Annotated in this window: 13 protein-coding genes and 4 pseudogenes; 9 read left to right on the top strand and 8 right to left on the bottom strand. The window is 67.9% G+C overall.

What is annotated here, in order from left to right:
* Positions 1-156 precede the first annotated feature (156 nt).
* Complete coding sequence (locus OG714_RS01765; RefSeq protein ID WP_406118010.1) at positions 157-1671, top strand: helix-turn-helix domain-containing protein; 1515 nt, start codon at positions 157-159, stop codon at positions 1669-1671.
* A 68-nt stretch (positions 1672-1739) separates the two neighbouring features.
* On the opposite strand, the gene OG714_RS01760 is transcribed toward OG714_RS01765, so the two are convergent.
* From OG714_RS01760 to OG714_RS01740, 5 genes and pseudogenes are all read right to left on the bottom strand, one after another.
* Positions 1740-2273 (bottom strand): hypothetical protein, encoded by a 534-nt coding sequence (locus OG714_RS01760; protein ID WP_406118008.1) that lies wholly within the window; start codon positions 2271-2273, stop codon positions 1740-1742.
* A 509-nt stretch (positions 2274-2782) separates the two neighbouring features.
* A complete protein-coding gene (locus OG714_RS01755; protein WP_406131689.1) occupies positions 2783-3670 on the bottom strand; it encodes an ISAs1 family transposase in 888 nt (295 codons plus the stop codon).
* A 124-nt stretch (positions 3671-3794) separates the two neighbouring features.
* A pseudogene (locus OG714_RS01750) lies at positions 3795-4007 on the bottom strand (transposase family protein); the annotation flags it as partial.
* A 483-nt stretch (positions 4008-4490) separates the two neighbouring features.
* Positions 4491-5441 (bottom strand): alpha/beta fold hydrolase, encoded by a 951-nt coding sequence (locus OG714_RS01745; protein ID WP_406118007.1) that lies wholly within the window; start codon positions 5439-5441, stop codon positions 4491-4493.
* Between the two features lie 234 nt (positions 5442-5675).
* Complete coding sequence (locus OG714_RS01740; RefSeq protein ID WP_406118006.1) at positions 5676-6257, bottom strand: YdeI family protein; 582 nt, start codon at positions 6255-6257, stop codon at positions 5676-5678.
* A 516-nt stretch (positions 6258-6773) separates the two neighbouring features.
* On the opposite strand from OG714_RS01740, the gene OG714_RS01735 reads away from it, so the two are divergent.
* Positions 6774-7151 (top strand): VOC family protein, encoded by a 378-nt coding sequence (locus OG714_RS01735; protein WP_329438308.1) that lies wholly within the window; start codon positions 6774-6776, stop codon positions 7149-7151.
* A gap of 186 nt (positions 7152-7337) precedes the next feature.
* Here OG714_RS01735 and OG714_RS01730 read toward each other — a convergent pair whose 3' ends face one another.
* Positions 7338-7979: a hypothetical protein gene (locus OG714_RS01730; RefSeq protein WP_406118005.1), complete on the bottom strand. Its 642-nt coding sequence runs from the start codon at positions 7977-7979 to the stop codon at positions 7338-7340.
* A gap of 185 nt (positions 7980-8164) precedes the next feature.
* Here OG714_RS01730 and OG714_RS01725 point away from each other — a divergent pair, with 185 nt between their 5' ends.
* From OG714_RS01725 to OG714_RS01705, 5 genes and pseudogenes are all read left to right on the top strand, one after another.
* Positions 8165-8764 carry a hypothetical protein gene (locus tag OG714_RS01725; RefSeq protein ID WP_406118004.1) on the top strand — a complete coding sequence of 200 codons (600 nt, stop codon included), beginning with the start codon at positions 8165-8167 and terminating at the stop codon, positions 8762-8764.
* 704 nt (positions 8765-9468) lie between these two features.
* Positions 9469-9594: pseudogene (locus OG714_RS01720) on the top strand (cation diffusion facilitator family transporter); the annotation flags it as partial.
* Positions 9595-9895: 301 nt separating this feature from the next.
* Positions 9896-10216: a DsbA family protein gene (locus tag OG714_RS01715; protein ID WP_406118003.1), complete on the top strand. Its 321-nt coding sequence runs from the start codon at positions 9896-9898 to the stop codon at positions 10214-10216.
* Between the two features lie 574 nt (positions 10217-10790).
* On the top strand, positions 10791-11201 hold the full coding sequence (locus OG714_RS01710; RefSeq protein WP_406118001.1) for a hypothetical protein: 411 nt from the start codon (positions 10791-10793) through the stop codon (positions 11199-11201).
* Positions 11194-13866 (top strand): lectin, encoded by a 2673-nt coding sequence (locus OG714_RS01705; RefSeq protein WP_406117999.1) that lies wholly within the window; start codon positions 11194-11196, stop codon positions 13864-13866. The genes OG714_RS01710 and OG714_RS01705 overlap by 8 nt, the downstream gene beginning before the upstream one ends.
* Before the next feature lie 197 nt (positions 13867-14063).
* On the opposite strand, the pseudogene OG714_RS01700 reads toward OG714_RS01705, so the two are convergent.
* Positions 14064-14963 (bottom strand): annotated as a pseudogene (locus OG714_RS01700) (universal stress protein); the annotation flags it as partial.
* Between the two features lie 411 nt (positions 14964-15374).
* Between OG714_RS01700 and OG714_RS01695 the strand changes: the two are divergent.
* Positions 15375-19445 carry a beta-galactosidase gene (locus tag OG714_RS01695; RefSeq protein WP_406117997.1) on the top strand — a complete coding sequence of 1357 codons (4071 nt, stop codon included), beginning with the start codon at positions 15375-15377 and terminating at the stop codon, positions 19443-19445.
* Between the two features lie 61 nt (positions 19446-19506).
* Here the strand turns inward: OG714_RS01695 and OG714_RS01690 are convergent.
* Positions 19507-19824 (bottom strand): annotated as a pseudogene (locus tag OG714_RS01690) (transposase); the annotation flags it as partial.
* Between the two features lie 678 nt (positions 19825-20502).
* Between OG714_RS01690 and OG714_RS01685 the strand changes: the two are divergent.
* The gene (locus tag OG714_RS01685) at positions 20503-25650 is read left to right on the top strand and encodes a family 43 glycosylhydrolase (protein WP_406117996.1); all 5148 of its coding nucleotides are present in this window, start codon (positions 20503-20505) and stop codon (positions 25648-25650) included.
* Positions 25651-25768 lie beyond the last annotated feature (118 nt).

The following is a 25768-nucleotide window of genomic DNA, read 5'->3' as shown; positions in this document are numbered from 1 at the left end:
GCTACCCATCCTGGCGGCCGTACATACCCACTCTAAGCGGCCCCCATTGTTCCGTCCGGCCGGTACCGGCAGCGTCGGACATGCGCCCCCGGGCAACGTGCGTCCCGGCCGAGGCGCATCCCCGTGCAGGGCGCGTGCCCAGGCAGGGAAGGAAAGATGGGTCGTCCCGAGAAACCGTTGGATCCCGGCGAAGGTCCCGTTCAGCGCTTCGCGAGCGAACTGCGTGCGCTGCGGAGCGACGCCGGCAGCCCCACCTACCGTTCGATGGCGTGCCGTGCCCACTACTCCCCCACCGCGCTGGCCCAGGCCGCCGCGGGCGACCGGCTGCCGTCCCTGGCCGTGGTCGTGGCCTTCGCCCGGGCCTGTGGCGGGAATCCGGACGAATGGCAGCAACGGTGGTCGCGGGCCGCCGAGGAGTCGGCCGCGTTCCGGGACGACGACGTCGCCCTGTCGCCCTACCGGGGGCTGGAGCGGTTCGAGAGTGAGCAGCGGCACCTGTTCTTCGGGCGCGACCGTGTGGTGGACAGCCTGCTCGACCTCATACGCACGAAGCGGTTCGCCGCGCTGTCCGGACCGTCGGGCAGCGGGAAGTCCTCGCTGCTGCGCGCCGGCCTGCTGCCGGTCCTGCGAGATGCCGCGCGGTGCGCCGGACACCCGGTCACCGTCCACCTGATCACGCCGGGACCGCGGCCGGCGACCACGTACGAGCGGCTGCTGTCGCCCGGCGCCGACGACCCGGAACGCTGGATCGTCGTCGACGAGTCCCACGAGCTGGGCACGCCGGTGCCGGACCTGGACGAGCGGCTGCGGTTCGTCGAGCTGCTGGTGGCCGCGCGGCGACCGGAATCGCGGCTGAGGGTGGTCCTCGACCTCAGGCCGGACTTCCTGTGGTGGTGCCCGCGTCGGACACCCTGGCTCGACGCACTGACCGACTGCACCGTGCGGATGCCGGGGATGACGTCGGCGGAGCTGCGCGAGGCGATCGTCCGCCCGGCGGCGGCTGCCGGGCTCGCCGTGGAACGTGATCTCACGGCCCGGCTGGTCGACGACTTCCTCGGGCAGCCCACCTTGCTGCCCATGCTCTCGGACGCGTTGCTGCGCGTCTGGTGCCGCCGGCGCGGCCGGGTGCTCACCCTGACCGACTACGAGGAGACGGGCGGGGTGCAAGGCTCCCTCGCCACCACCGCGGAGGAAGTGTTCGACCGGCTGTGCGCCCGGCAGCGGCTCACCGCGCGCAGGGTGCTGCGCCGTTTTGTCGCCCCCGACGAGAACCGCTCCTACGTGCGCCGGCCGGTGCGGCGGTCCGAGCTGCGCGCGTTCGAGGACCGGGAGACGTGGCCGGTGCTGAAAGCGCTGGTCGGCGCCCGGCTCGTCACACTCGGCGAGGACTCCGCGGAGCTCACCCACGACGCCGTGATCAGTGAGTCTCCCAGGCTGCGTCGGTGGCTGGAGGAGGACCGCGAGCGCCTGCTGCACCACCGGTATCTGACCGAGGCGGCGGGAGCCTGGCAGGAGCTCGGCCACGACGAGTGCGACCTCTATCGCGGCAAGCGCCTCGCCATCGCGGAAAGCCTTTTCCTCAGCTGTCAGGAACCCGACGAGCTGACCGGTCTGGAACGCGAGTTCCTCACCGCTTCCCGCCACGCTCAGGGACACCGCCCCGCCGCGTGACCACAACGCGTGGACGCGGCAGAAGGGGGTGTGACCGCCGTGCGGCGGTCACACCCCCTTCGGATGTGCTAGCTCCGTCCCGCGTAGTGGAACGTCGAGTAGTGGTCGTCGGTCCAGAACAGGTCGCCGGTACCGATCGCCCTGACGATCCGGTTGGCGTCACGCCGGGGAACCACGTCGTCCCGCTGACGGTCGTAGATGGTCGTGTTGTACTCCTGGAAGGTCCCCGTGTACCCGTGGCTGGAGCTGGGGGCCGCCGGGCTGTTCATGAAGTTGATGAGGCCCTGGTCGCGGTCGTAGAACCGGCCGCCGGTGAAGACGAAGTCGGAGTGGGTAACCCCGTTGCTGTCAGTCCAGTGGGCCGCCTCGATCCACTCCCGGTCACCGAGGTTGCGCCAGTTCGGCCATCCCATATTCTCCCAGAAGTCGATGCCCAAATCCATGTTGCTCGGCGGATTCTGGGTGTGCTGGGCACTACCCGAGACCGGCGCCGGCTGCGCGGAGGCGACACCGGGGGCGGCGACACCTATTCCCAGGGCGAGCGTGGAGGCGACGAAGCCCACGGCGAACGCACGCCTGCTCTTGACAACGAGTTTCTTCATGCTGATCGGATTCTCTTTCACTTGCCACTCCGCCGTGTTCGGCGGCTTACGGCAAATCCTCACATCCGAGCAATTGTCCAGCTATCCCCTGCCGATTGGTGTGGACAACCTCCTGCCCGACACTGCGAGACAGTCGACACACGCACGGCATGAAAGACCCCTGCGGAGGTATTACCGCCCCCCATTGCCGTCTTACTCGGCCCCGCAATGGGGTTCCCGGCCTCCGGGCCCGGCATGACTGCTCCCCCCCTGTTGATCATGATCTGGGGGTGGTGTCACCGGTGCCGGGCACTGGCAGACCGCTGACTAGGGGCATGACCACCGGTTCTTCTGGGACTTGGGAGGCTCTTCGTAATGTGGATGCCGGCAGCTGGTGCCGCAGGTGAGGCCGGGACGGGTACGACCGGAGAGTGCACGTGATCGACATCAGCGAAATCGGCGTCTTCCTCGGCCTGGACGCCGGCAAAGGCGAACACCACGCCACCGCCCTGACCCCGGTCAGGGCGGCTTCAAGTTCCCGGTAGAAGCGGGCTGTCGGTGATGCCCCAGATCCAGATGGCGTGTTCGGGTGCGTCCCGGATCGCTCGGGTGGTCTTGGCGATGTTGTCCGCTCCCAGCAGCCGCAGTCTGCCGATGGCCAGGTTCCGCAGAGCGGCCATCGCCCGCGGCGCGCTGCCGGTGTGGACGGTGGAGGCGTCCTCGGCGAACACCACATCTCTGACATGGTGGCTGGAATTTTCGATTCCCCAGTGCCCGCGCACATATCCGCCCAGGTCGGCAGGGGTGGCCTGGTGGGTGTCGAGGCTGGTGACGGCGTAGACCGTCTCCCGGGTCAGCCGCTTGCCGTTCTCCTGGCGGCGCCGGTGGATGCGCAAGGCCAGCCGGGCTCGCGGGAAGGCGATCCCGCCCAGGTTCGCCGCGATGGCCATGGTCTTGACCGAGCGGGACTCCCGCCGGCCGTGCCCGGTGCCGGAGACGGTGTGCGCCACAGGCACCTGGTCCCACGGCAGGGCCTTGAGCTGGGCCGACGCGGTCGGCTGGTTTCCCTTGATCACCGCGATGTAGTGGGCTTTTTTCTCCTGTACCAGCCGGCGCACCTGGTCCTTGACGCTGTGCGGGGCGTCGAAGGTGACCACGGTGCCGGTCAGATCGAGTGGTTCCAGCAGCGGACGGAATGCGGTCGTCTCGTTGGTCTTGGCCCCCACCTCACGCTGGGCCAGGGTCACGGTAGGGGCGTGGGTGACGGCGGACAGCAGGTGCCGGTGGCGCTGCTGCCGGTGTGCGGAGCCTGACAATGCCTTGCCGTCCACCGCGATCGCCGGCCGCGGCACCGAGCCGGTGGCGTCGACGCCGGTGTAGTTGTGTCCGGCCAGGTAGGCGCCGATCGCGGCGTCCAGGGCATCGCCGTCGAGAGCGGCCAGGAGCCGGGTGAAGGTGGCATGGGGACGGGGCGCGCCGGCGTCCGGGCAGATGGCGCCGGATGCCGAGGTGTTCCAGCACCGCGGTGGTGGCGCGCTGTCCCCACTCGGTGATCTCGGTGGTGGTCCGGGCGCCGGAGACGACTGCGCAGGCGCAGATCAGCAGCAGGCCGACCAGGGGATACCACCGCCCGCGACGCGAACGCGGGTCGGGTACGCGCTGGAGGTGGGCGCGCAGGCGACCGGTGTCGTGCTGGTGAAGGGGGCCCAGTTTCGCCAGGGCGGCAGGGACCAGGGAGGATGGAGCGGCAGGCACGGGACCTCAATGTGATCAGCTGGCGTAGACACCCTGATGATCACCGGTCTCGTGCCTGTGCTGTTGCTGCGTCAACTCCCGCTGGACGCGGACGATCTACGCGATCCCGGAACTTGCAACCGCCCTGCGGCGACCGCCCTTCGCCCGTACCGAGATTCGTGTGGAGAAGCACGCAGAGCAACGGCCGGATGACTTGCCACTCCGACTCGCTCATATCGGAGCCGTAGCACGAGGTCCGGTCCGTCCGGTCCGCGGCGTTTCCGAACCGGTGCGCGAGACAATCGCACGGCGACACGGGGGAGTTGGACGCGACAGACGTGGTCACGCAAGACTGCGACAACAGGGTCTCCTGGGTGTTCGAGTGGCTTCGCAACCCCGAGCTACCGAGGGTGCCCCGTCTTCATGCGCCGACGCCGCAGCGATCACCCGATCCAGCACCCAGTTCGACTGAGCACACACATCGACCGGTATGCGGAAGCCTTCTCAGACGGTGGCATCCTGCTGTTCCAGCCATTTGGTAATCAGCTGGTTTGATTCCTCAGGCATTTCCTCCTGGATCCAGTGCCCGCAGTCCAGGCCGACAACTTCCACGTTGGGCACGAACTCTGTCAGGGTTTCGGACCTCGGGCCGAAGGGGTCCCGGTCGCCGTAGATCATGAGGGTGGGCTGCTGGATGATCGGGTCCGCGTCCGCCAGCTGGTGCCAGTTGCGGTCGAGGTTCCGGTACCAGTTGATGCCGCCCGTGAATCCCGACGTCTCGAACCCGGAGATGTAGACGGCCAGGTCGCTGTCGCTCATGACAGGCTCACCGAGCGGTGCTTCCGCCAGGGCGAGGTTGATAAACGCCATGCCCGGCTCAGGGGGCGCCGGGGGAACGTTCTTCCGGTAGAGGTTGCGGAGAAACTGGCTTGTGTTCGCATCGAATACGGCGTCCGCAACGCCGGGCTGTCGATTGAAGTGGACGAAGTAGAAGTCGCCGCCGAGGAACTGTTCCATGACCTCGATCCACGGCGTTTCACCGCGCACCTGGTAAGGCAAGGACAGGTTGATCACCTTGTTCACACGGTCGGGGTGCAGCAGGGTCAGTCCCCAGACGACGAAGGCACCCCAGTCATGGCCGACGAAGGTGGCGTCTTCGTATCCGTAGTGGTCGAGGAGCGCGACGAGGTCGCCCGACAGGTGCTCGATGTCGTAGTCGGTCACTTCGGCCGGGCGGGATGAGTTGCCGTAACCCCGCTGGTTCGGTGCGATGACGTGGTAGCCGGCTTCGGCGAGGACGGGCATCAGATGACGCCAGGAGTACGCGTGCTCAGGCCAGCCGTGGCAGAGCACGATGGGCTTTCCCTTGTTTTCTCGTCCTGCTTCGAAGACTTCGAGTTCCACGCCGTTGACCGGAACAATGGTGGGCTTGGGGAAATCGCTAGAATTGGTCATCGTGTTTCCTTATTGCCTTTCGGGGTGATTGGGCTTAGGTGAAGTTCCCGAAGAGTTCGGGCAGTTGAATCACGAACTCTTTGCGCGGGGCGCCCTGTGCGGAATGAAAGTCTGACCCTGAGATCGCCAAGGCGCGCGACGACGGTTGCGCTTCGTGACAGTGCCTTCTTGGGGCTCCTTATGAGCCTCCGCGGGCCTTGATGCCCTTGATCTGCGCGTTGACCGAGCGGTCGATCATGATGGCCGCTCGGACCTTGCCATCGACGCCACCATCCGCTCCAAGCGGGCCAGCCGCGTTTTCTCGGTACGGGCGGTGACCAGACCGAGGTACAGGGCGAACTGGTCGGACTTGCCGAGCGTGTCGTAGAACATCCGCGCTGAAGGGTTCGCGTCGAGGGCTTCGATGAGATCCGGTGGTGCGGTGGCGTTCTTCTGCGAGGCGTATGCCGTCTCCCAGCGGCCGTCGGCCCGCGCCGCCTCGACCTCGGCCAGGCCGCGGGGGCGCATCCGGCCTGCCGCGATCAGGGCCTCGGCCTTGTCGACGTTCACCTGCGACCAGGCGGAGCGGGGGCGGCGGGGTGTCGTGCGCTGCAGAAAGTACGAGTCGTCGAAGCCTCGCCGCTGACCGTCGATCCAGCCAAAGCAGAGCACCGTGTCGACCATCTCTTCCCAGGTGAGTGACGAGATGCCGGTATGCTTCTTGGCGATCTTCACCCAGAGCGCGGCCTTCTCCCCGTGATGCTCTTCGAGCCACGTCTCCAGCTCGGCCGGGCTCGCGGGGACAAGGATCTCGACGCCGTCCTCGTGGTTCTGCATAAACCGCAGGCTAGAAGCTATGTAGGACAGATGGTGACCTACTCAAGCGACCCGCTCAGGCGACCTGACCGGTTCACTACTTGGCGAGCTTCGCCCCTGCTTGCCTCAGGTCACCCGTCGAGTTGATGAACTGCTTGAGCCGGCTTGGGATGTTGCCGTAGCGGGTCGGCGAACCGACCGCAGGGTCTGGCCAAGGCGGCTACCGACACAGATGCGCTTGGGGCGATTCGACTCCCACAAGGGGCCTTCGGGACCCCGCCCTGGAGTATCGGTGGACTGGTGACCATTGGGCGGTAGTGCCAGTCCCGTGGCGGGGTGGGTGTCCACCGCGGTGGACACCCACCCCGCTGCCGCTCCTGTCTCTGAGAAGGCTTCCGCATACCGGTCGATGGGTGTGGTCAGTCGAACTGGGTGCTAGGCGGTGTCTCTTCGATCGTGCCTGGAGTCTGGTGAGGCGGTCGGCGTCGAGGCTGGCTGCCTCTGGACGGTGGGAGGCATTCATGATCGGCTTGGGGCATGAGTTCTTTGATACGTCATCTCACCTTCGACGCCGCCGACCCGTTCGTTCTCGCGGGCTTTTGGGCCCAGGCCCTGGACGGCTCGCTGGCTGATGACGACTTTCCTGGGGATCCGGAAGCCGTGGTCACGACTGCTGCTGCCACCTTGCTGTTCGTCAGGGTCGATGACCGCAAGGCGGTGAAGAACCGCGTGCATCTGGATCTCCAGCCCCAGGACCGCACCCGGGACGAGGAGGTCGAGCGTCTGCTCTCGCTCGGTGCCACGCTTCAGGGGGACCATCGAAGGCCCGACGGAACGGGGTGGGTGACGCTGTATGACCCCGAGGGCAACGAATTCTGTGTGGAACGCAGCGCGGTGGAGCGGGCGAACGGTTGATGTCCTGCTGCCTGGTTGTGCCTGTCAGGTTTGGCAATCAGGGCTGGACCCACCGGTGTTGACGCCAAGGTGATGTGGGGAGCTTTGGCCCCACCGTCCTTGGTGTGGTCGGAGCATCGATGTGATCTCCGGCGGGTGGAGGCGGCCCCAGTTCGTACTTGACGGTTGCCGCCTTGGTGTTGCGCGTCAGCGGTGGTCGACGTAGGTGACGAGTCCGCCGATGGTCAGACCCAATGCGCATCCGCGGCGGAAGGATTCGTGGCGCATGCCCGGGGTGTGCTGGGCGTCGGTCATCGCGTACACCCCGCGGATCCCCAGTTCCACGCCGCACAGGCACACGACGTGGCCGTGACGCAGGGCGGCGGCCTCCCAGTCGGGGTCGTGCGGGACCCAGGTCCGGGAGTAGATCTCCCCGTCGGGTGTCCGTAGTTCCAGCCGGGAGTAGGTGTAGCCGTAGTGCGGGTCCAGTTTTGGCTGTTCATCGGGTATCTCGTGCAGCTCCCATCCGGGGATCGAGGGCAGGTCGCAGTAGACGTCGGGCGGTAGGCGCCTCATGCCGAACAGGATGGCGCCTTCGAGCTGCGGTTCCTCGGGTATCTCGTCGGGGGAGGCTCCCTTCGGCGCGACGTACCCGAAGTAGCCCACGCCCCGGGCATGCCTGAACTCGAAGAGGGCGGTGGGCAGGCGGGGTGTCTGTGCGGGATCGAGGGTGACTGTGCCTTCCGCGGTCTCCAGGCCCCCCAGCACGCACTCGAGCTGCAGCGCGGGGTCGTCGCAGAACAGGATCCGCCCGAGGTCGTCGACCTGTTCGAACTGATGCCGGCTCATTTCCTTCGGCCCTCCGGTGGGTTGCCGTTCCGCGTCCGCGAAGCAGACGACTCAATGTCGAACCATCCTATTGAAGGATCGTTCAACAATCCATACATTGGAACGCGTGCACCACCAGGCCGGCGGTTTCGTCGAGAGCAGGGGTGAGGGTGAGCGCGGAGGAAGCAGGCCAAGGGTGGACAGGTGTGGGGCGGCGGGTGCTGGTGGGCGCCGCGAGCACCGGTGCGGCGTTGGCGCTGTGGGCGATCGTGCGCACAGCCGTCTTTGCGCACGCCCAGTGGATCGACGTGCTGTGCGCGCTGGTGATCCTCCTCGCCTGCGTGTGCCTGGGCACGTGCTGGTACTTGGACATCCGGTGGCTGCTGTGTGCGGTGTGCCTCCTCGGGGTGCTGTTCCTGCAGAACAAGGAGCTGGATCAGCAGGCACTGCACCGGCACGGGCGTACCGAACACGTCAGGGTCCGACAGATTCAGTGGTCCGCCGGCGACGGCATGGGTGACAGCGCCCGCCTCTACACCGTCACCGTCCTCGACGGCCCGCCGCTGGCTCCGTTCGAGGAGAACGGCCTCATGGGCTGGAAGTGGGTGGTAGGCGGCACTTACACGGTGACCGTCGATCCGCAGGGCCGTGCCCCACTCAGGCGGGGGGACAAGCCCGGGCCTCCAATAATCCTGCAGTTCCTGCAGATCCCCCTCGGCCTCGGCGTGGCCTTCGCCCTGTGGCGGCCCGCAGACCTGCTCCTGCGCCGACAACGCGTCCCGTCTGTCGGCCCCGCCCAGCCATAGGGGCTGTGATCGAGCGGCGCCCCGGTGCCAACGATCGCACCTGCGCTGGTCCCGGAAGTGTGGTGGTCGGCGACGGTGGCCATCGGGCCGGGTCGGTGGTCTGGGGAACTCTGCTCCTGGCGCATCTCTGGGTCGGCTACCAGATGGTCCTGCGCGACCACGGCGTCTCCTGCGTGGTGCTCTGCGGAATCCCCGCCACCTCGATCGCCTCCATCTTCATGCTCAGGAAAGTCCTCGGCGCCGAGGACTTTCCCTCCTCGGCCGCGGCCGCGCGCTCAACTCCGGGCAGGTACCGGGCGAAACCCAGTTGGCGACACTGCCGCAGGCGACGCCGTCCCCGGACACCACTGCCACGGACCCCGCCACTCCAAGAAGGCCCCGGCGGTCGGATCTGCCGTCGTGGATCCTGTGACGGAGGAGGTGCTGGAGTCGCTTCCACCTCAACCAGCCCGGACCCAGGGCGAGTTGACGCTGTGTTGGCTTGAAGGGACAAGAGCCTTTGACCGCGGACGATGCGCTGATGCCTGCCTTCCCCGGCCGACCCGGCGATCACGGGCGGGGCCGTACGGCAGAGCCGGGCGACGCACGAGCTCAGCAGGCGGACCTGGCGATTCAGCACCAGCCGACCCGGGTTACCGCGGTCGACGCCTCGCCCGCCCAGACCAGCACGCTTTCGGAGTGTTCGATGCGGAGGCGGAGCACCGGCCGTCGCCGCCGAACACGCCCTCATCCACGCCGTCCCGCGGCTGATGGCCGCGACCGTCCACACCGACCACCTTGCCCACGGCTACGACCCCCACCATGCCCTCCACCACCATGCCGCCGCCTGACCTACGGGCCGAGGACGACGCGGCCGACGGCACGGTCTGAGCCCGGACATGCGAAAGCCGTCCCAGTGGCACGGGGGAGCGGGCATCCTCCTCCGCGTGCTCCCCTGGAGTGCTCTCCCTCTCGTACACTCCCAGCGCGGCCATCGTCGCGGCGACGACCTGCGCCACCGTGGCCGGAGCCCAGCCCCGCCCCATCTGCTCACTCGACCCCGCAGGCGAGCGACACCGCGAATCTCCCGTACGGCGAAGCCGACAGCCTCACCCTCCCGCGTACGGCGTCGGAACGCGCGATTGTGGGGACATGGAGATCGAGATCCTGGTCGTGCCCGACTGCCCCAACCAGCAACTCACAGAGAAGCGGCTGCGGCAGGCACTGGACGACGCCGGGCTGAAGGAGGCGACCTTCACCACCCGCGTCGTCGCCGACCAGGCCGAGGCCGAGCAGTCCGGTTTCACCGGCTCCCCGACGATCGTCATCGACGGCCGCGACCCGTTCGCCGAGCCCGGCACCACCCCGTCGCTCTCCTGCCGGATCTACCGAACCCCCGGCGGCCTGGCCGGGGCACCCGACGTCGCGCAACTCCGGAAGGCTCTCGAAGCGGCAGCCAGCGCAGCGGACTGACCTGGACGTCCATACCGGAGAGCCTTGGCTGTCCCCCTCGCGGTCTTATCTCGGCCGGCCACTTACCGGGCGACCTTCGATCCGAAAGTTACTGCGGATTACTTGTCACCTGGTTCGCCACTCGTCAACGGCCCGAGTCCGCCCAGGCCCGCTGGCGAGCCGTGAACGCACCCCGCCTCGCGGCCCTCGTCCGCGCCGGAGCCCGCTTCGAGCGCCGCCACCTCGCCGAACGCCCCGAGAGCCACGCAGCCTGAACGCGCCTCGATTCAGCCACGGATCCGACTGCGATTCCCCCGCGCGCCGCCCTGGGCAGCAGGGCCGGCGCGTGCGCGGCGGTGTCGGCTTGTGCCCCACGATGTGAGGGACGTGCATCGATGGTCCGCCTTGAACGAACGATGGAGCGCCCTTCTGGAGCGGCTTGCGGCCGGTGAGAATCCTGGGGCCTGGGCGCCGGGGGAATGGTGTATCCCCGCGGTCGGGCTCTTCGACGGCGACTTGTTACCCGGGCGTAGCGGCTGGACATCTGTGCCCCCTAGGCTCTGCGCGATCGCCGAGCGCTGCGAAGGGGTCTGGCATGCTCATGGTCTTCCGAAGATTTCGGGCCACGCTCGTGTCTGTCTCGGCCCGGCTGCTCGCCGCCACGGCGACGCCCGCCGCGCACGCCGACGTTCTCGGCGGGCAGGCCGTCGACCCCCGTACCGGGTACGCGGACACCACCCTGTATCCCTGGTTCGTGGGGTCCGGCGCGGACGCGGGCGCCCGGGTCGATGACGGCGATACCCACTGGTACGGCACCGACCACTACCTGACGGTCGTCACCGACGCCTACGCCGTCCCGCCAGCGCTCAGTTCGAGCGCCCCGTCCCTGGCCGAAGCTCAGGCCAGGGTCGCCGAACTCGCCGCCGACGGCGCGTCCTACGTCGCCACCGGCCGTATCACCGCCCATGCCGACGCCGTTCTCGATGAGGTGCTGCCCCGTGGCTGACTCCCCGTGCCCCCGTGCCGTGCTCCGCCTTCTGGTGACGGCTGCCGCGGCGCTCGCGCTCGCCGTGTCCGGTCAACTGGCCGGTACGACACGGGCGGTGGCGGCTGTGACCGATCCCGTGTCGCTGGTCAATCCCTACATCGGCACCGGCGGCAATGGCGACTTCAGCGCCGGGAACACCTTCCCCGGCGCCGACATGCCGCACGGCATGCTCCAGTGGTCCCCCGACACCACCTCACGTCCCAAGGGCGGCGGCTACAACTACTCCGACTCGGCCGTCTCCGGCTTCAGCCTCACTCACGTGTCCGGTGTGGGCTGCGACGCGGCCGGGGACCTGCCGATTCTGCCGGTGGTGGGCTCCCTCGGCTCGGACCCCGCTTCCACGACCGAGACCTTCTCGCACTCCGACGAGAGCGCCTCGCCCGGCTCCTACTCCGTCAGCCTCGGCAACAGCACCGGCGTCGCGCTGACCACCACCACGCACGCAGGGATCGGGCAGTTCACCTTCCCGTCCTCCACCCAGGCGAGCCTGCTCCTCAAGGTGCAGGACACCCAGACGCCGTACACCTCCTCGACGCTCGACCTCAGCGGCGGCAACACGGTGACAGGGTCGATCACCAGTACCGGCTTCTGCGAGGACACCACCCCGATCACGCTCTACTACGCGATCACCTTCGACCACCCCTACACCGCCACCGGCACCTTCACCGGCGGCGAGTACCTGACCTTCGACACCACGAGCAGCAGGACCGTGGAGGCCCGGGTCGGTATCTCCTACACCTCGGTGCCGGAGGCCGCGGCCAACCGGGACGCCGAGGTGACCGGGAAGACCTTCGCGGCCGTCAAGTCGGCGGCGTCGTCCGCGTGGAGCTCCGAGCTGTCGGAAATCGCTGTCACCGGCGGCACGTCCGACCAGCAGCACGTCTTCTACACCGCGCTCTACCACGCCTCGCTCTTCCCCTCCGTCATCAGCGACGCCGACGGCTCCTACCGCGGCTTCGACGGCGCGGTGCACACGGTGGGCAGCGGCCATTCGGCGAAGTACGCCGACTTCTCCACCTGGGACACCTACCGCTCGCAGGCCCAACTCACCGCGCTGCTCGACCCGTCGGTGGCGTCCGACATGGCGCAGTCGATCGTCGACGACTACCAGCAGGGCGGCACGCTGACCAAGTGGGGCATGGAGACCGCCGAGACCCACATCATGGTGGGCGACTCCGCCGTGCCGCTGCTCGCCGACTTCTACGCGTTCGGCGCACGGAACTTCGACACGTCGACAGCCCTGTCCGCCATGGTGAAAGAGCAGACGACCGACACTGACGTCACCCCCGGCGTGACATACCTGGACTCCTTCGGCTATCTGCCCACCAACTCGCTCTACGGCTGTTGCCACGAGTACGCCACCACCTCCACCCAACTCGAGTACGACACCGACGACTTCGCCCTGTCGGTGTTCGCGGGCGCGCTCGGTGACACCGCGACGCAGAAGAAGTTCCAGGACCGGGCGCAGGACTGGGAGAACGTCTACAACTCGTCCTCCGGCTACATCCAGCCCCGGCACTCCAACGGCCGCTGGATGGACGGCTTCAACGCCAAGCTGATCACCGGCACGTCGAGTAACGACTTCGCTGAGGGCGACGCCTTCACCTACACGCCGATGATTCCGTTCAACCTCGCCGAGCTGGCGTCCCTGGAGGGCGGCCCCTCGTCACTGGCGTCGTACCTCGACAGCGTGCTCGGCGGCTTCCAGGGCCTGGGCAGCGTCATCGGAACCCAGTCCAACATGGGCAACGAGCCGAGTTTCGGGCTGCCTTGGGAGTACGACTGGGTGGGGGAGCCGTACAAGACGCAGTCCACCGTGCGCGCCGTCCAGGACCAGCTGTGGACCAACACCGCCGGCGGCCTGGCCGGCAACGACGACCTCGGCGAGATGAGCGCCTGGTACGTGTGGTCGGCCCTCGGCCTCTACCCGGAGATCCCGGGCACCGCCGATCTGGCCATCGGCAGCCCGATGTTCACCTCGGCGGTCGTCACCGAGGGCAGCGGACACGCGCTCACGGTCAACGCCCCCGCGGCGGCGGACGGGTCACCGTACGTCCAGTCGCTCAGCCTCAACGGCGGCTCCTGGAACAAGGCGTACGTCCCGGCCTCGTACCTCGGCAGCTCCGCGGAGCTGGATTTCACCCTCTCCTCGTCCGCCAACACCGCCTGGGCCGCGGCCACTTCGGCCGCACCGCCGTCCTACGACGGCACCCCGGGCACCGGAGTGGCCCAGCCCAGCGGCACGCTTGCCGAGACCGCCGCCGGCAAGTGCGTCGACGACGCCGGCTCGGGCACCTCGAACGGCACTGCCATCCAGATCTACACCTGCAACGGCACCACCGCGCAGACCTGGAAGGTCGTCCCCGACAACACCCTGCAGGTGCTCAACGACTGCATGGACGTCACCGACGGCGCGACGATCTCTGGCACGAAGGTCCAACTGCACACCTGCAACGGCACCCAGGCCGAGCAGTGGAAGGCGAACGCGTCCGGCGAGATCGTTAACCCTGTCTCCGGCCTCTGCCTCACCGACTCCAGCAACGGCGCAACGAACAAGACCCAGCTGACCATCGCCACCTGCACGGGCGCGGTCGGCCAGCGTTGGACGCTTCCGTCAACGTGAGAAGCGAAGGGAACCTGGTGGAGGGGAGGGGCACGAAGCATCAGGGCGGCGGCCCCCTGGCGAGTATCTCCTCGGTACCCGTTCACTCCGTGTCGCCCGAGTGAGCGGCGAAGTCGTCGCCCTGCCACGAGAGTTCGACTCGCGATCACTCGATGTGGTGCGAGCGGCGTCGCGGTTCACTGACCGGACTCCGGAGCCCGGCCTCCACCTGCGCGGGGGCGCAGGAGTCGGCCGTGTGCGGCTGCGGAGTGGGTGACGATGTAGACGTCGATGTCGTCACCGGAGCCTTCGACGATGGCGGTGCCCACTCCGCGGCTGAACAGCGCTCTCAGGCGGCTGCGCCGGGTGGCGCCGATGAGGATCTCGCCGGCGTTGGCCTGGCGGGCGAAGTCCAGGACGGCATGGGCGGGATCGTCGCCGACGACGGTGTGGTAGCTGCCGCCGAAGCTTTCCACCAGGGCGCGCTGACGGTCCAGCAGGTGCGGGGAAGCTGTGACCAGCCCGTCGCCGCTCATGACGTGAACAGCGAGCAGTTCGCCGCCCGCTCCCCGGGAGGCGATCCGCTCGCCGCGCCGGATGAGAGTCTCGCCCTCCGGCCCACCGGGCAAGGCCACCAGCACGCGTTCCCTGGTGGCCCAGGGCTCCTGGATGCCCTGCTCGTCGCGGTACGCAGGAGGGCCTCCTCGACGCGGTCCGCCGCCCACAGCAGGGCGATCTCCCGCAGAGCGGTGAGGTTGCCCAGGGAGAGAAGTCCGCCAGGGCTGCGTTGATCTTCTCGGCCGGGTAGATGTTGCCGTGGACCATGCGCCGGAGCAGCGCCTCCGCGGACCTGTCCACCAGCTCGATCCGGTCGGCGCGGCTGACGACCTCGTCGGGTACGGTCTCCCGCTGCCTGATGCCGGTGATCTGTTCCACGACGTCGTTCAGCAACTCCAGATGCTGGATGTTGACGGTGGAGATGACGTCGATGCCCGCGTTGAGCAGCTCCTCGATGTCCTGCCAGCGTTTCTCGTCGGGGCAGCCGGGATGTTGGCGTGCGCGAGTACGTCGGCCAACGTGACCTTCGGGTGACGCGCCAGTACGGCGTCGAGGTCCATGCTCCTCAGCGACGGACGGACCTACCAGACCCTGCCACCCGCCACTCTCGCAGCTTGACAGACACCATCAGGAATCAGTGATCCAAACGAAACCGTCTGACTCCCACTCCGGGCCGGTGAGTTCATGACGGTGTATCACCTCACGGTGATCCACCGCCAGATGACCTTTGACGACAGACCCTGGTTACACCGCCGTCGGCGTCTGAACCATGTTCTCCCGCCCCGTTGTGGTCTGCCGTGCACACCCCTACTGTTCGACTTTGCCTGAGTCTGTTTGATGCTGTTCGTCGAGTCGGTCTGGAGGCCGCAGTGCGGGGTAGTCGGATCGGTTCAGAGGGTGCGAGACCCGGTCGCCTTCGGTGGTGGAGGGCGGTCCTCGCGACGACCGCGACCATCGCCCTGGCGGTGAGCATGACCGCGCCCGCCGCGGCGTACGGTGGTGGAGGGCAGGTACCGGCCGCCGCACCGGCCGTCAGTCCGCAGGCGCACACGGTGAGTCTCGACGGCTATTCGTTCTTCGTGGACGGCAAGCGCGTCTACCTGTGGTCCGGCGAGTTCCACTACTTCCGGCTCCCGAGCCAGGACCTGTGGCGCGACATCTTCCAGAAGATGAAGGCCGCCGGCTTCAACTCGACCTCCCTGTACTTCGATTGGGGCTACCACTCACCGAAGCCGGGCGTGTACGACTTCACCGGCGTGCGGGACGTCGACAAGCTGCTCGACATGGCCCAGGAGGCCGGCCTCTACGTCATCGCCCGACCGGCGCCGTACATCAACGCGGAGGTCGACAGCGGCGGCCTGCCCGGCTGGCTGACCGCCAAGGCAGGGAACAACCGCAGCGACGACCCGCAGTTCCTCAAGTACGCGGACGAGTGGCTGACACAGATCGACCGGATCATCGCCCGCCACCAACTGACCAACGGCACCGGGTCGGTCATCGCCTACCAAGTCGAGAACGAGTACTACAACGGCTCGGCCGCAGGCCGTTCCTACATGCAGCACCTGGAGGACAAGGCCCGCGCGGACGGCATCACGGTCCCGCTGACCGGCAACAACAACGGCACCTTCAACTCCGGTACCGGAGCCCTGGACGTCGACGGTCCGGACTCCTACCCGCAGGGCTTCGACTGCTCCAACCCCTCGAAGTGGAACGGCGTCCCGGACATCAGCTACGACCACCCGGCCGGCAAGCCGCTGTACTCACCGGAGTTCCAGGGCGGCGCTTTCGACCCCTGGGGCGGACCGGGCTACGACAAGTGCGCCCAGCTCATCAACGACCAGTTCGCCAACGTCTTCTACAAGCAGAACATCGCCGTCGGCGCGACGGCGCAGAGCTTCTACATGACCTACGGAGGCACCAACTGGGGCTGGCTGGGCATGCCCGAGAACTACACGTCGTACGACTACGGGGCAGCGATCCGCGAGACCCGCCAGTTCGATCCGAAGTACGACGAGGACAAGCTCATCGGGTACTTCACCCAGTCCGTCGCCCCGTTGACCAAGACCGAGGCGATCAGGGCCACACCGCCGGACGACTCAGCGGTCGTCGACACCGCCCGGATGAACCCGGACACCAAGACGCAGTTCCACGTCCTGCGGCACGGCAACTCCACGTCCACGGCCGTCGACAGGACCCACATCTCACTGGACTTCAACGCTCAGCCGACCGCGGACACCACCTACACCTGGGACGACCCCGACTCCGCGCTGCAGTACACCGGTTCGTGGTCGCACGTGGCCAACACGAGCTACACCGGCGGCGATTACCAGCACACGGAGTCGTTCTCGAAGACTGCCGGTGACTCGCTCACCGTCCCCTTCGACGGCAGCGCGATCCGCTGGATCGGCTCGAAGACCAACAACCACGGCAACGCCGACGTCTACCTCGACGGCATCAAGACGGCGACGGTCGACGACTCCGGCAGCGAGAGCCAGGCGGTGCTCTTCCAGAAGACCGGCCTGACACCCGGCACGCACACCCTGAAGATCGTCGTCGCCGGGAACCACAGCTCGGGATCCACGGACAACTACGTGGCCATCGACGCCATCGACGTGCCGACGGCCGCCACCGCGGAGCCGACCTACCCGGTCGTGCCGCAGCAGTCCGGCACCGCGATCACGCTCGACGGACGCGACTCCCATGTGATCGTGGCCAACTACCGCCTCGGCGAAGCCCAGTTGCAGTACTCGACCTCCGAGATCATGACCAGCGCGACCATCGGGGACCGGGACGTCGCCGTCCTCTACGGCGACGGGGCCAGCGACGGCGAAACCGTCCTGCGCTACCCCTCCGAGCCCACCGTGACCGCCACCGGCGGCACCGTCACGACCACCTGGGACCCGGCCACCGGCGACCTCCGCCTGAACTACACGCACCAGGGCCTGATCCGTATCAGCATCAGCGGCGGCGGAAAGCGCCCGCTGCTCCTGCTCGTCGGCGACAAGGCCACGGCGAAGACCTTCTGGCGGCAGGACACGTCGAGTGGCCCGGTGCTCGTGCGCGGCACCCACCTGCTGCGGACGGCTACCAGTCTGCACGGCGGCCGGACCGTGGCGCTCACCGGCGACAACGCCGACGACAAGAACATCGAGGTGTTCACTGCCGCCTCCCAAGTCACCTGGAACGGCAGGGCATTGAACGCCCACGCCACCGACGCGGGAAGCCTCACCGGGAAGATCCCGGTGGCCGCCCCGATCCACCTGCCGACGCTGACCAACTGGAAGCACGCCGAGGAATCCCCCGAAGCGGCCCCCGGTTTCGACGACACGAGCTGGCAGGTGGCCGACAAGGCGACCACCAACAGCGTCTCCGGCATCAACTCGCTGCCGGTGCTCTACGCGGACGACTACGGCTTCCACACCGGCAACACGTGGTATCGAGGCCGCTTCCACGCCACCGGCAAGGAGACCGGCATCCACCTGGTCTCGGACTCCGGCGGAAACGCCCAGGCGTTCTCCGCCTGGCTGAACGGCACCTTCCTGGGCAGCTCCACCACCGGCAGCGGTGACTTCACCTTCCCGGCGGGTTCCGTGAAGTCCACGGGTGACAACGTCCTCTCCGTACTCACCGTCAACATGGGGCACGAGGAGGACTACAACTCCACCAACGGCAACAAGACCGCGCGCGGTCTGACCAGCGCCTCCCTCGTCGGCGCGCCACTGACCTCCGTCACCTGGCGCCTCCAGGGCGTACGGGGCGGCGAGGACCTCCAGGACACGGTCCGCGGCCCGCTGTCGACGGGCGGCCTCTACGGCGAGCGGGCCGGCTGGTCCCTGCCGGGCTACCCGGACGGCGACTGGAGCCGTGTGTCCCTCCCGACGACCGACACCACTCCCGGGGTCTCCTGGTACCGCACCGACGCCAACCTGGACCTGCCGCACGGCCAGGACACCTCGCTCGGGCTGACGTTCACCGACGACCCGTCACGCAAGTACCGGGCCGCGATCTTCGTGAACGGCTGGCAGGTCGGCAACTACGTCAACTACCTCGGTCCCCAGCACACCTTCCCGGTCCCCAACGGCATCCTGAACCCGAACGGCCACAACAGCATCGCCATCGCCGTCTGGAACCTCGACGGCAGCACCGGCGGCCTCGGCAAGGTCTCACTGACCAACTACGGGAGCTACGCCTCCTCCCTGCGCGTCGCGCAGAACAACAGCCCGTCCTACGACCCCCGTAGTTACGCCATGCCGAAGCGCCCGGGAGTGGACGTCACCCTGGGCGTGCCGGACACCGCCCAGCCGGGACAGCCCTTCACCGCGCGGGCGACGGTACGGGTGCCGAAGGACCGACCGTCCGCTTCCGGACTGACGGCGTCGCTCTCCGCGCCCGACGGCTGGAGCGTGAGTGCCACCAGCCCCACGTCGGTCAAGGGCCTGCCACCCGGCACATCGGCCACGTTCACCTGGCAGGTCCAGCCGCCGACCGGAACGCTGCCGTCCGCCTCGGCACTCACCGCCACGGTGCACTACCGGCAGAACGGACGGCAGGCGGTCGGCGGAGACGAACGCATTGTCCGCGGGATCCCGCCGGCTCCGCCGACCGGGAAGAGCGAGGTGAGCGACCTGCCGTTCCTCTCGTCCACCAACGGGTGGGGCCCGGTGGAACGGGACACCAGCGTCGGTGAGCAGGCGGCCGGTGACGGTCGTCCGATCACCATCGCCGGGGTCGGTTACGCCAAGGGTCTGGGCACCAACTCCGTGAGCGACGTCGAGCTCTACCTCACCGGACGGTGCTCGCGGTTGACGGCGGACGTCGGCGTCGACGACGAGACGGGTGGTGCGGGCACGGTGACGTTCTCCGTGATCGCCGACGGCAAGACCCTGGTCACCACGCCGACGATCCGCGGCAATCAGGCCGCGGTGCCGATCGACGTCGACGTCAGCGGTGCCCAGGTGATCGACCTCAAGGTCGATGACGCGGGTGACGGCAATGGCAACGACCACGGTGACTGGGGGACACCCACGCTGACGTGCGACTGATCGAGCGTCAGGTTCGTTCGTGCGCCATGGTCGATGTTATTGATGCGGCAGCCGACGTGCGGTCGTGCGCGATCGGGCTCGGAGCCGGGACTCCCGCAGCGGCGTGCAGGCTCTGGGTGTCGAGCACCACCAGGCTGGGGTCGGCTGATCGGCCCCTCTTCTCCCGGACCTGCCAGCGCAGCAGGTCGTGAGGGAGGTAGTCCCACTGGCAACCGGTGGGGGACTGGTAGAGCATGACGTTGATGATCTCCGGCATGGCGTAGTTGCCCTGGTGGCCGCTGACTGAGGGGTGCCGGGCCTTCCACGAGGTCACCACGGGCTCGATCAGGGCCCAGCGCTCGTCGGGTAAGTCGCTCTTGTAGGACTGGCGGTCGCTCACGGTGACACGCCAGCGCTCCCGAGCCTCCCGAGCCTCCCGAGCAGCGGAGATGCCGCGATGCCATTCGTTCCAGTGGCGACAGATGTTACATAACGTCACATACCGCCCTCTCGGGACCGGGTGGGCCTTCGGCCCACCGATGTGGCCGGTGCCCCAAGACGGCCGTACGCCGCCCCGTAGCGAGGAATCCCACGCCACCTCCTCACCGTCTTCACCACCACGCCAACGGGCCGCGCGACGCCCCCGCTCGACCCACCGTCGGCGGACGCCAGGATGATCCGGGCCCGGTCGGCAGGCCGCTGATCCGGTCATCCCACCCGCCGAATCAGCTCCGCACGCTCACTCTTGAACTGCGGATTTCCAGGGGGGACGGGCCGGATACGACATGCCAGAAGGTCCACTTACCGCTCCCCGGAATCTCTTCCACGTCACGTTGGATCGTCCGACCGGCCGCACATGCGCTCTCGCCTCTTGACGCTGCACCACGCACCGTTTGACACTCTCGAAACCACAACATCACATTGCCGAAATGCCGCACCGTCGGCCTTTCTCTGCCCCCGATCGACCGTGGAGGAAAACCCGCCGATGCTGCATCGATTTGTCATGTCTAGAGCAAACTGGAACGCGCCCCGGAGCCGGTCCCGGCGCCGCAGGCTCGCAGTGGTTGCCCTCGCCGCGATGTCCGTGACGCTGCTGCCGACCACCGCACACGCCACGAACGCGGCAGCCACCGCGGGCTCCTCGGAGATCACCGACGGCCTCGCCCTCTGGTACAAATTCGACGCGGCCTCCGGTCAACTGGCCGCCGACTCCTCGGGCCACGGCCGGGACGGCACCGTGAACGGCACCGCCGGCTGGAACGCCGGCGACGGCCTCACCCTCAACGGGTCCGACACCTACGTCAAAGTGCCGGACAACATCTTGAGCGGCATGAGCGCGATCACCGTGTCGCTGGACGTGCAGATCGACTCCGCGCAGGCCAGTCCGTACTTCATCTACGGATTCGGCAACTCCAGCGGCTCCAACGGCAACGGCTATCTCTTCACCACCGGCAACACCTTCCGCACCTCCATCGCCTCCGGCAACTGGTCGACCGAGCAGACCACCGCGCCCGCCGCCTCGTACAACCTGCCGCGCACCGTGTGGAAGCACCTCTCCTACACGCAGACGGCAAGCGGCACCGGCGTGCTCTACGACGATGGTGTGGAGGTCGCCCGCAACACCGCCGTCAGCATCACGCCGGGTTCGATCGGCGGCGGCACCACCACTGCCAACTACATCGGCCGGTCGCTCTACTCCGGCGACAAGTACTTCAAGGGGAAGATCAAGGACTTCCGGGTATACGACCGGGCGCTGGACGCCTCCGAGGTCGAGCAGTTGGCGCTGCCGATCGCCACCGACGGGGTCGCGCGGGACAAGGCCGCGCTGAGCCTCGGCGACGGCACCGACGCCGTCGTGTCGGACCTGACGCTGCCCACCGCGGGTACGGCGGGCGGCAGTTCGATCAGCTGGTCCAGCGACGCGCCGTCCGTGGTGTCGGCGACCGGCGCCGTCACCCGCCCTGCGAGCGGTGAGCCCGACGGTCACGCGACGCTCACCGCGACGCTGAAGAAGGGCGCGGTGAGCGACACCAAGTCCTTCGACATCACCGTGCTGGCGGACTTCGACGACCAGCACGCCGTGGACCAGGCCGCAGCCTCGCTGACCGTCCCGAACATCGACGACGTACGCGGCAACCTGACGCTGCCCGCCACCGGCGACTACTCCACCACGGTCGACTGGTCGTCCGCCGACCCGTCCGTGGTCTCCGCCGACGGGGTGGTCGACCGCCCGGCCGCGGGCGACGGTTCGGCCACCGTCGAACTGACCGCGACCGTCACCCGCGACGACGCATCCGCGACCCGCACGTTCACCGCCAAGGTGCCCGAACTGCCGGTGCCGGAAGTCAAGTCCGGCTACCTCTTCAGTTACTTCACCGGTGAGGGCACCTCCGACGGCGAGCAGGTCCGCTTCGGTCTGAGCAAGGGCAACGACCCGCTGAACTGGCGGGAGATCAACAGCGGCAACCCGGTGCTGTCCTCGACGCTGGGCGAGAAGGGGCTGCGCGACCCGTTCATCATCCGCTCTCCCGAAGGCGACAAGTTCTACCAGATCGCCACCGACCTGCGGATCTACGGCAACGGTGATTGGGACGCCGCGCAGCGCACCGGCAGCCGGGCGATCATGGTGTGGGAGTCGACCGACCTGGTGCACTGGACCGACCAGCGGCTGGTGACCGTCTCGCCGAAGGAGGCCGGCAACACCTGGGCCCTGGAAGCGTATTACGACAAATCCCTCGGCTCATACGTCGTCTTCTGGGCGTCGAAGATCTACGACAACGACGCGCACACCGGCGACACCTACAACCGCATGATGTACGCCACCACCCGTGACTTCCGTACCTTCAGCAAGCCCAAGGTGTGGATCGACCGCGGCTACTCGGTGATCGACTCCACGATGATCGAGCACGACGGCCAGTACTACCGCTTCTCCAAGGACGAGCGGAACAACACCTCCTCCTCCCCGAACAGCAAGTTCATCTTCGAGGAGAAGGCCGGCTCGATCCTCGACGCCGACTACGACTCCGTCGCCGAGGGCATCGGCAAGGGCACGATGAGCGCCGCCGAGGGACCGCTGGTCTTCAAGTCCAACACCGAGGAGAAGTGGTACCTCTTCCTCGACGAGTTCGGGGGCCGCGGCTACATACCGTTCGAGACGACCGACCTCGACTCAGGCGTCTGGACCCCGTCCGCCGACTACTCGCTGCCATCCACGCCACGCCACGGCACCGTGCTGCCGGTCACCGAGGCCGAGTACGACCGGCTGCTGCGCGCCTACCAGCCCGACCAGTTGGTGGAGAGCGCCGAGGACGTCACCGTCTCCACCGCCGTCGGCAGCGCGCCGGTGCTGCCCGCGACCGTCATCGCCCAGTACGCCGACGGCGTCACCCGACCGGTCTCCGTGACCTGGGAGGACGTCCCGGCGTCGGCATACGAATCGGCCGGGACGTTCACCGTGAACGGCACCCTCCCGGACGGCGCCACGCTCCGCGTCCAGGCCCATGTCACGGTGTCCAAGGACGGCGGCACCGACATCCCTGCGGGCCTGGTCCTGCGGTACGACTTCGACGAGACGTCGGGCAATGTCGTCAGGGACTCCAGCGGCCACGGCAACCACGGCACCTATGTCAACACTCCGGCCTTCGGGACGGGTGTGCACGGCGGCTCGTTCGTGATGAGCGGCGGATCCAGTTCCTCCACCACCTCGCCGTACGTCAAGATCCCGAACGGCGTGCTGAAGGATTCCGACAGCGTCACCGTCTCCACCTACGCCAAGTGGGATCCGACGTCGACGGCGGTCAACCAGTGGCTCTTCGGCCTCGGCCCGAACAGCGACAAGTACCTCTTCGCGACCCCGTCGAACGGCGGCGGGAGTCTCTACTCGGCTGTCACCACCGGGAGTTGGGGCGCCGAGTCGAAGCTGTCGGCGGGCTCGAAGCTCGCCGCCGGTGAGTGGAAACACATCACTGTCACACTCAACGGCGCCACCGGTGTCGCGGTCCTCTACCTCAACGGGGTGCAGGTGGCCCGGACCACCGGGGTGACGATCAAGCCGTCGGATCTCTATGACGCCTCGAAGGGCTACAGCGGCTACATCGGCAAGTCGCTGTACGCCGCCGACCCCTACTTCGCCGGCCAGGTGGACGACTTCCGGATCTACGACCGCGCGCTGTCGGCGGCCGAGGTGCTGGAGCTGAGCGGCAACACCACCGGTATCGCCACTGCCACGCTCCCCGAGCTGAAGACCGACGCGATCGTCACCGACACCCAGAGCCGGATCGTGCTGCCGGTCAAGGAAGGCACCGAACTCACCGCTCTGGCACCGGAGTTCACCCTGGCCAACGGCGCGACCATCAGCCCCGCCTCCGGCACGGTCCGAAACTTCACCAAGCCGGTCAAGTACACCGTCACCGGCTCGGACGGCGCGACCCGCGTCTGGACCGTACAGGCGATGCAGATGAGAAGTCCCGTACTGCCCGGCCTGAACGCCGACCCGGACATCGTGGTTTTCGGCGACACTTTCTACATCTATCCGACCACCGACGGCTTCCCCGGGTGGAGCGGCACCCAGTTCAAGGCGTACTCCTCCACCGACCTGGTGCACTGGACGGACCACGGCGTCATCCTCGACCTGGGCCCGGACGTCTCCTGGGCCGACAGCCGGGCCTGGGCGCCGACGATCACCGAGAAGAACGGGACGTACTACTTCTACTTCTGCGCGGACGCCAACATCGGCGTCGCCGTCTCGGACTCCCCGGCCGGCCCCTTCAAGGACGCGCTCGGCAAACCCCTCCTCGCGGCAGGCAAGTTCAGCGGCCAGATGATCGACCCGGCGGTCTTCACCGACGACGACGGGACGTCGTACCTCTACTTCGGCAACGGCGGCGCGTACGTCGTCCCGCTGAACGACGACATGATCTCCCTGGACACCTCCAAGGTCACCACGATCACCCCGGACGGATTCCGGGAGGGCGCGTTCACGATCAAGCGGCACGGCGTCTACTACTTCATGTGGTCGGAGAACGACACCGGCGACGAGAACTACCAGGTCGCGTACGCCACCGGCAGCTCGCCGCTGGGCCCCTGGACCAAGCGCGGCGTGATCCTGTCGAAGGACGTGGCACTCGGCATCAAGGGCACCGGCCACCACTCGGTGGTCCGGGTCCCCGGCACCGACGACTGGTACATCGCCTACCACCGGTTCGCCATCCCGGGCGGGGACGGCACCCACCGCGAAACCACCATCGACAAGCTGGAGTTCGACGCCGACGGCCTGATCAAGCCGGTGGTCCCCACCCTCACCAGCATCGCCCCGGTGACCGTCGCGCACGCCGGTCCCGACGCCTCCGGGCCGGAGGGCAGCGCCATCGCCCTCACCGGCACCCTCTCCGGCGCGGACGTCACCCCGAAGTGGCGTGCCGAATCCGGCGCCCCGTGCGCCATCGCCCACGCCAAGACCCTCACTCCTGCCGTCACCTGCACCGACAACGGCACCTACGAGGTCACCCTCACCGCCGGCCGCAGCAGCGACACCGTCTCCGTCACCGTCACCAACGCACCCCCGGTGATCCGCGACGCCACCGGGCCCGCCAAGCCGGTGTCGGTGGGCGCGAAGACCACCCTCACCGTCCACTACACCGACCCGGGCCGCAGCGACACGCTCAGCTGCTCCGTCGACTGGGCCGACGGCACAGCCCCCACCTCATGCCGCGTGGGCCACACATACCCCAAGGCCGGCATCTACCACCCGACCGTCACCGTCACCGACGACGACGGCGCCGCAACCTCCAGGACCCTCACCGACCTGGTCGTCTACGACCGCGCGGCCGGCCCGGCCGCGGGTACCGGCACCTTCGTCTCACCGGCCGGCGCCTACCCCGCCTCCCCCCGGCTGACCGGAAAGGCAGCCTTCTCCTTCGACCTCTCCTACGGCAGGAACGCCACCACCCCCACCGGCAGAGTCGCCTTCGACTTCAAGGCAGTGGGTCTCAAGTTCCGTTCCACGGCGTCCGACTGGCTGGTGGTCACCGGTTCCCGCGCCCGCTACCAGGGCTCAGGCACCCTCAACGGCGTCAAGGGCTACGGCGTCAGCATCACCGCCACCGACTCCCCGGACACCTTCCTCATCAACGTGTGGAAGAAGTCCACCGGCACCACCGTCTACGCCGGCCCCACCGCGGCACTCGCCTGCGGCATCACCATCGGCCACCACCGGGCGGCGCACTGACCGCACCGGCCTCAGCCGCCGGACGGCCCTGGAGTCCAGGTCCGTCCGGCGCGCGTGCGCTGTCAACAACTGAAGTCGCTGTGGGCTTCGCGCAGGTCGGCCCCCACTCTGTGTCGAT

The sequence above is a fragment of the Streptomyces sp. NBC_00989 genome (assembly GCF_045162655.1).
Classification (GTDB): domain Bacteria; phylum Actinomycetota; class Actinomycetes; order Streptomycetales; family Streptomycetaceae; genus Streptomyces.
Note: the sequence above shows the minus strand (reverse complement) of the source record. Positions and strands in the feature narration are given on the sequence as shown.

Bases quoted from the DNA above. Each gene is read 5' to 3' on its own strand.
- OG714_RS01765 (WP_406118010.1), top strand. From the start codon at position 157: ATGGGTCGTCCCGAGAAACCGTTGGATCCCGGCGAAGGTCCCGTTCAG.
- OG714_RS01760 (WP_406118008.1), bottom strand. From the start codon at position 2,273: ATGAAGAAACTCGTTGTCAAGAGCAGGCGTGCGTTCGCCGTGGGCTTC.
- OG714_RS01745 (WP_406118007.1), bottom strand. From the start codon at position 5,441: ATGACCAATTCTAGCGATTTCCCCAAGCCCACCATTGTTCCGGTCAAC.
- OG714_RS01740 (WP_406118006.1), bottom strand. From the start codon at position 6,257: ATGCAGAACCACGAGGACGGCGTCGAGATCCTTGTCCCCGCGAGCCCG.
- OG714_RS01735 (WP_329438308.1), top strand. From the start codon at position 6,774: ATGAGTTCTTTGATACGTCATCTCACCTTCGACGCCGCCGACCCGTTC.
- OG714_RS01730 (WP_406118005.1), bottom strand. From the start codon at position 7,979: ATGAGCCGGCATCAGTTCGAACAGGTCGACGACCTCGGGCGGATCCTG.
- OG714_RS01715 (WP_406118003.1), top strand. From the start codon at position 9,896: ATGGAGATCGAGATCCTGGTCGTGCCCGACTGCCCCAACCAGCAACTC.
- OG714_RS01710 (WP_406118001.1), top strand. From the start codon at position 10,791: ATGCTCATGGTCTTCCGAAGATTTCGGGCCACGCTCGTGTCTGTCTCG.
- OG714_RS01695 (WP_406117997.1), top strand. From the start codon at position 15,375: ATGACCGCGCCCGCCGCGGCGTACGGTGGTGGAGGGCAGGTACCGGCC.
- OG714_RS01685 (WP_406117996.1), top strand. From the start codon at position 20,503: ATGTCCGTGACGCTGCTGCCGACCACCGCACACGCCACGAACGCGGCA.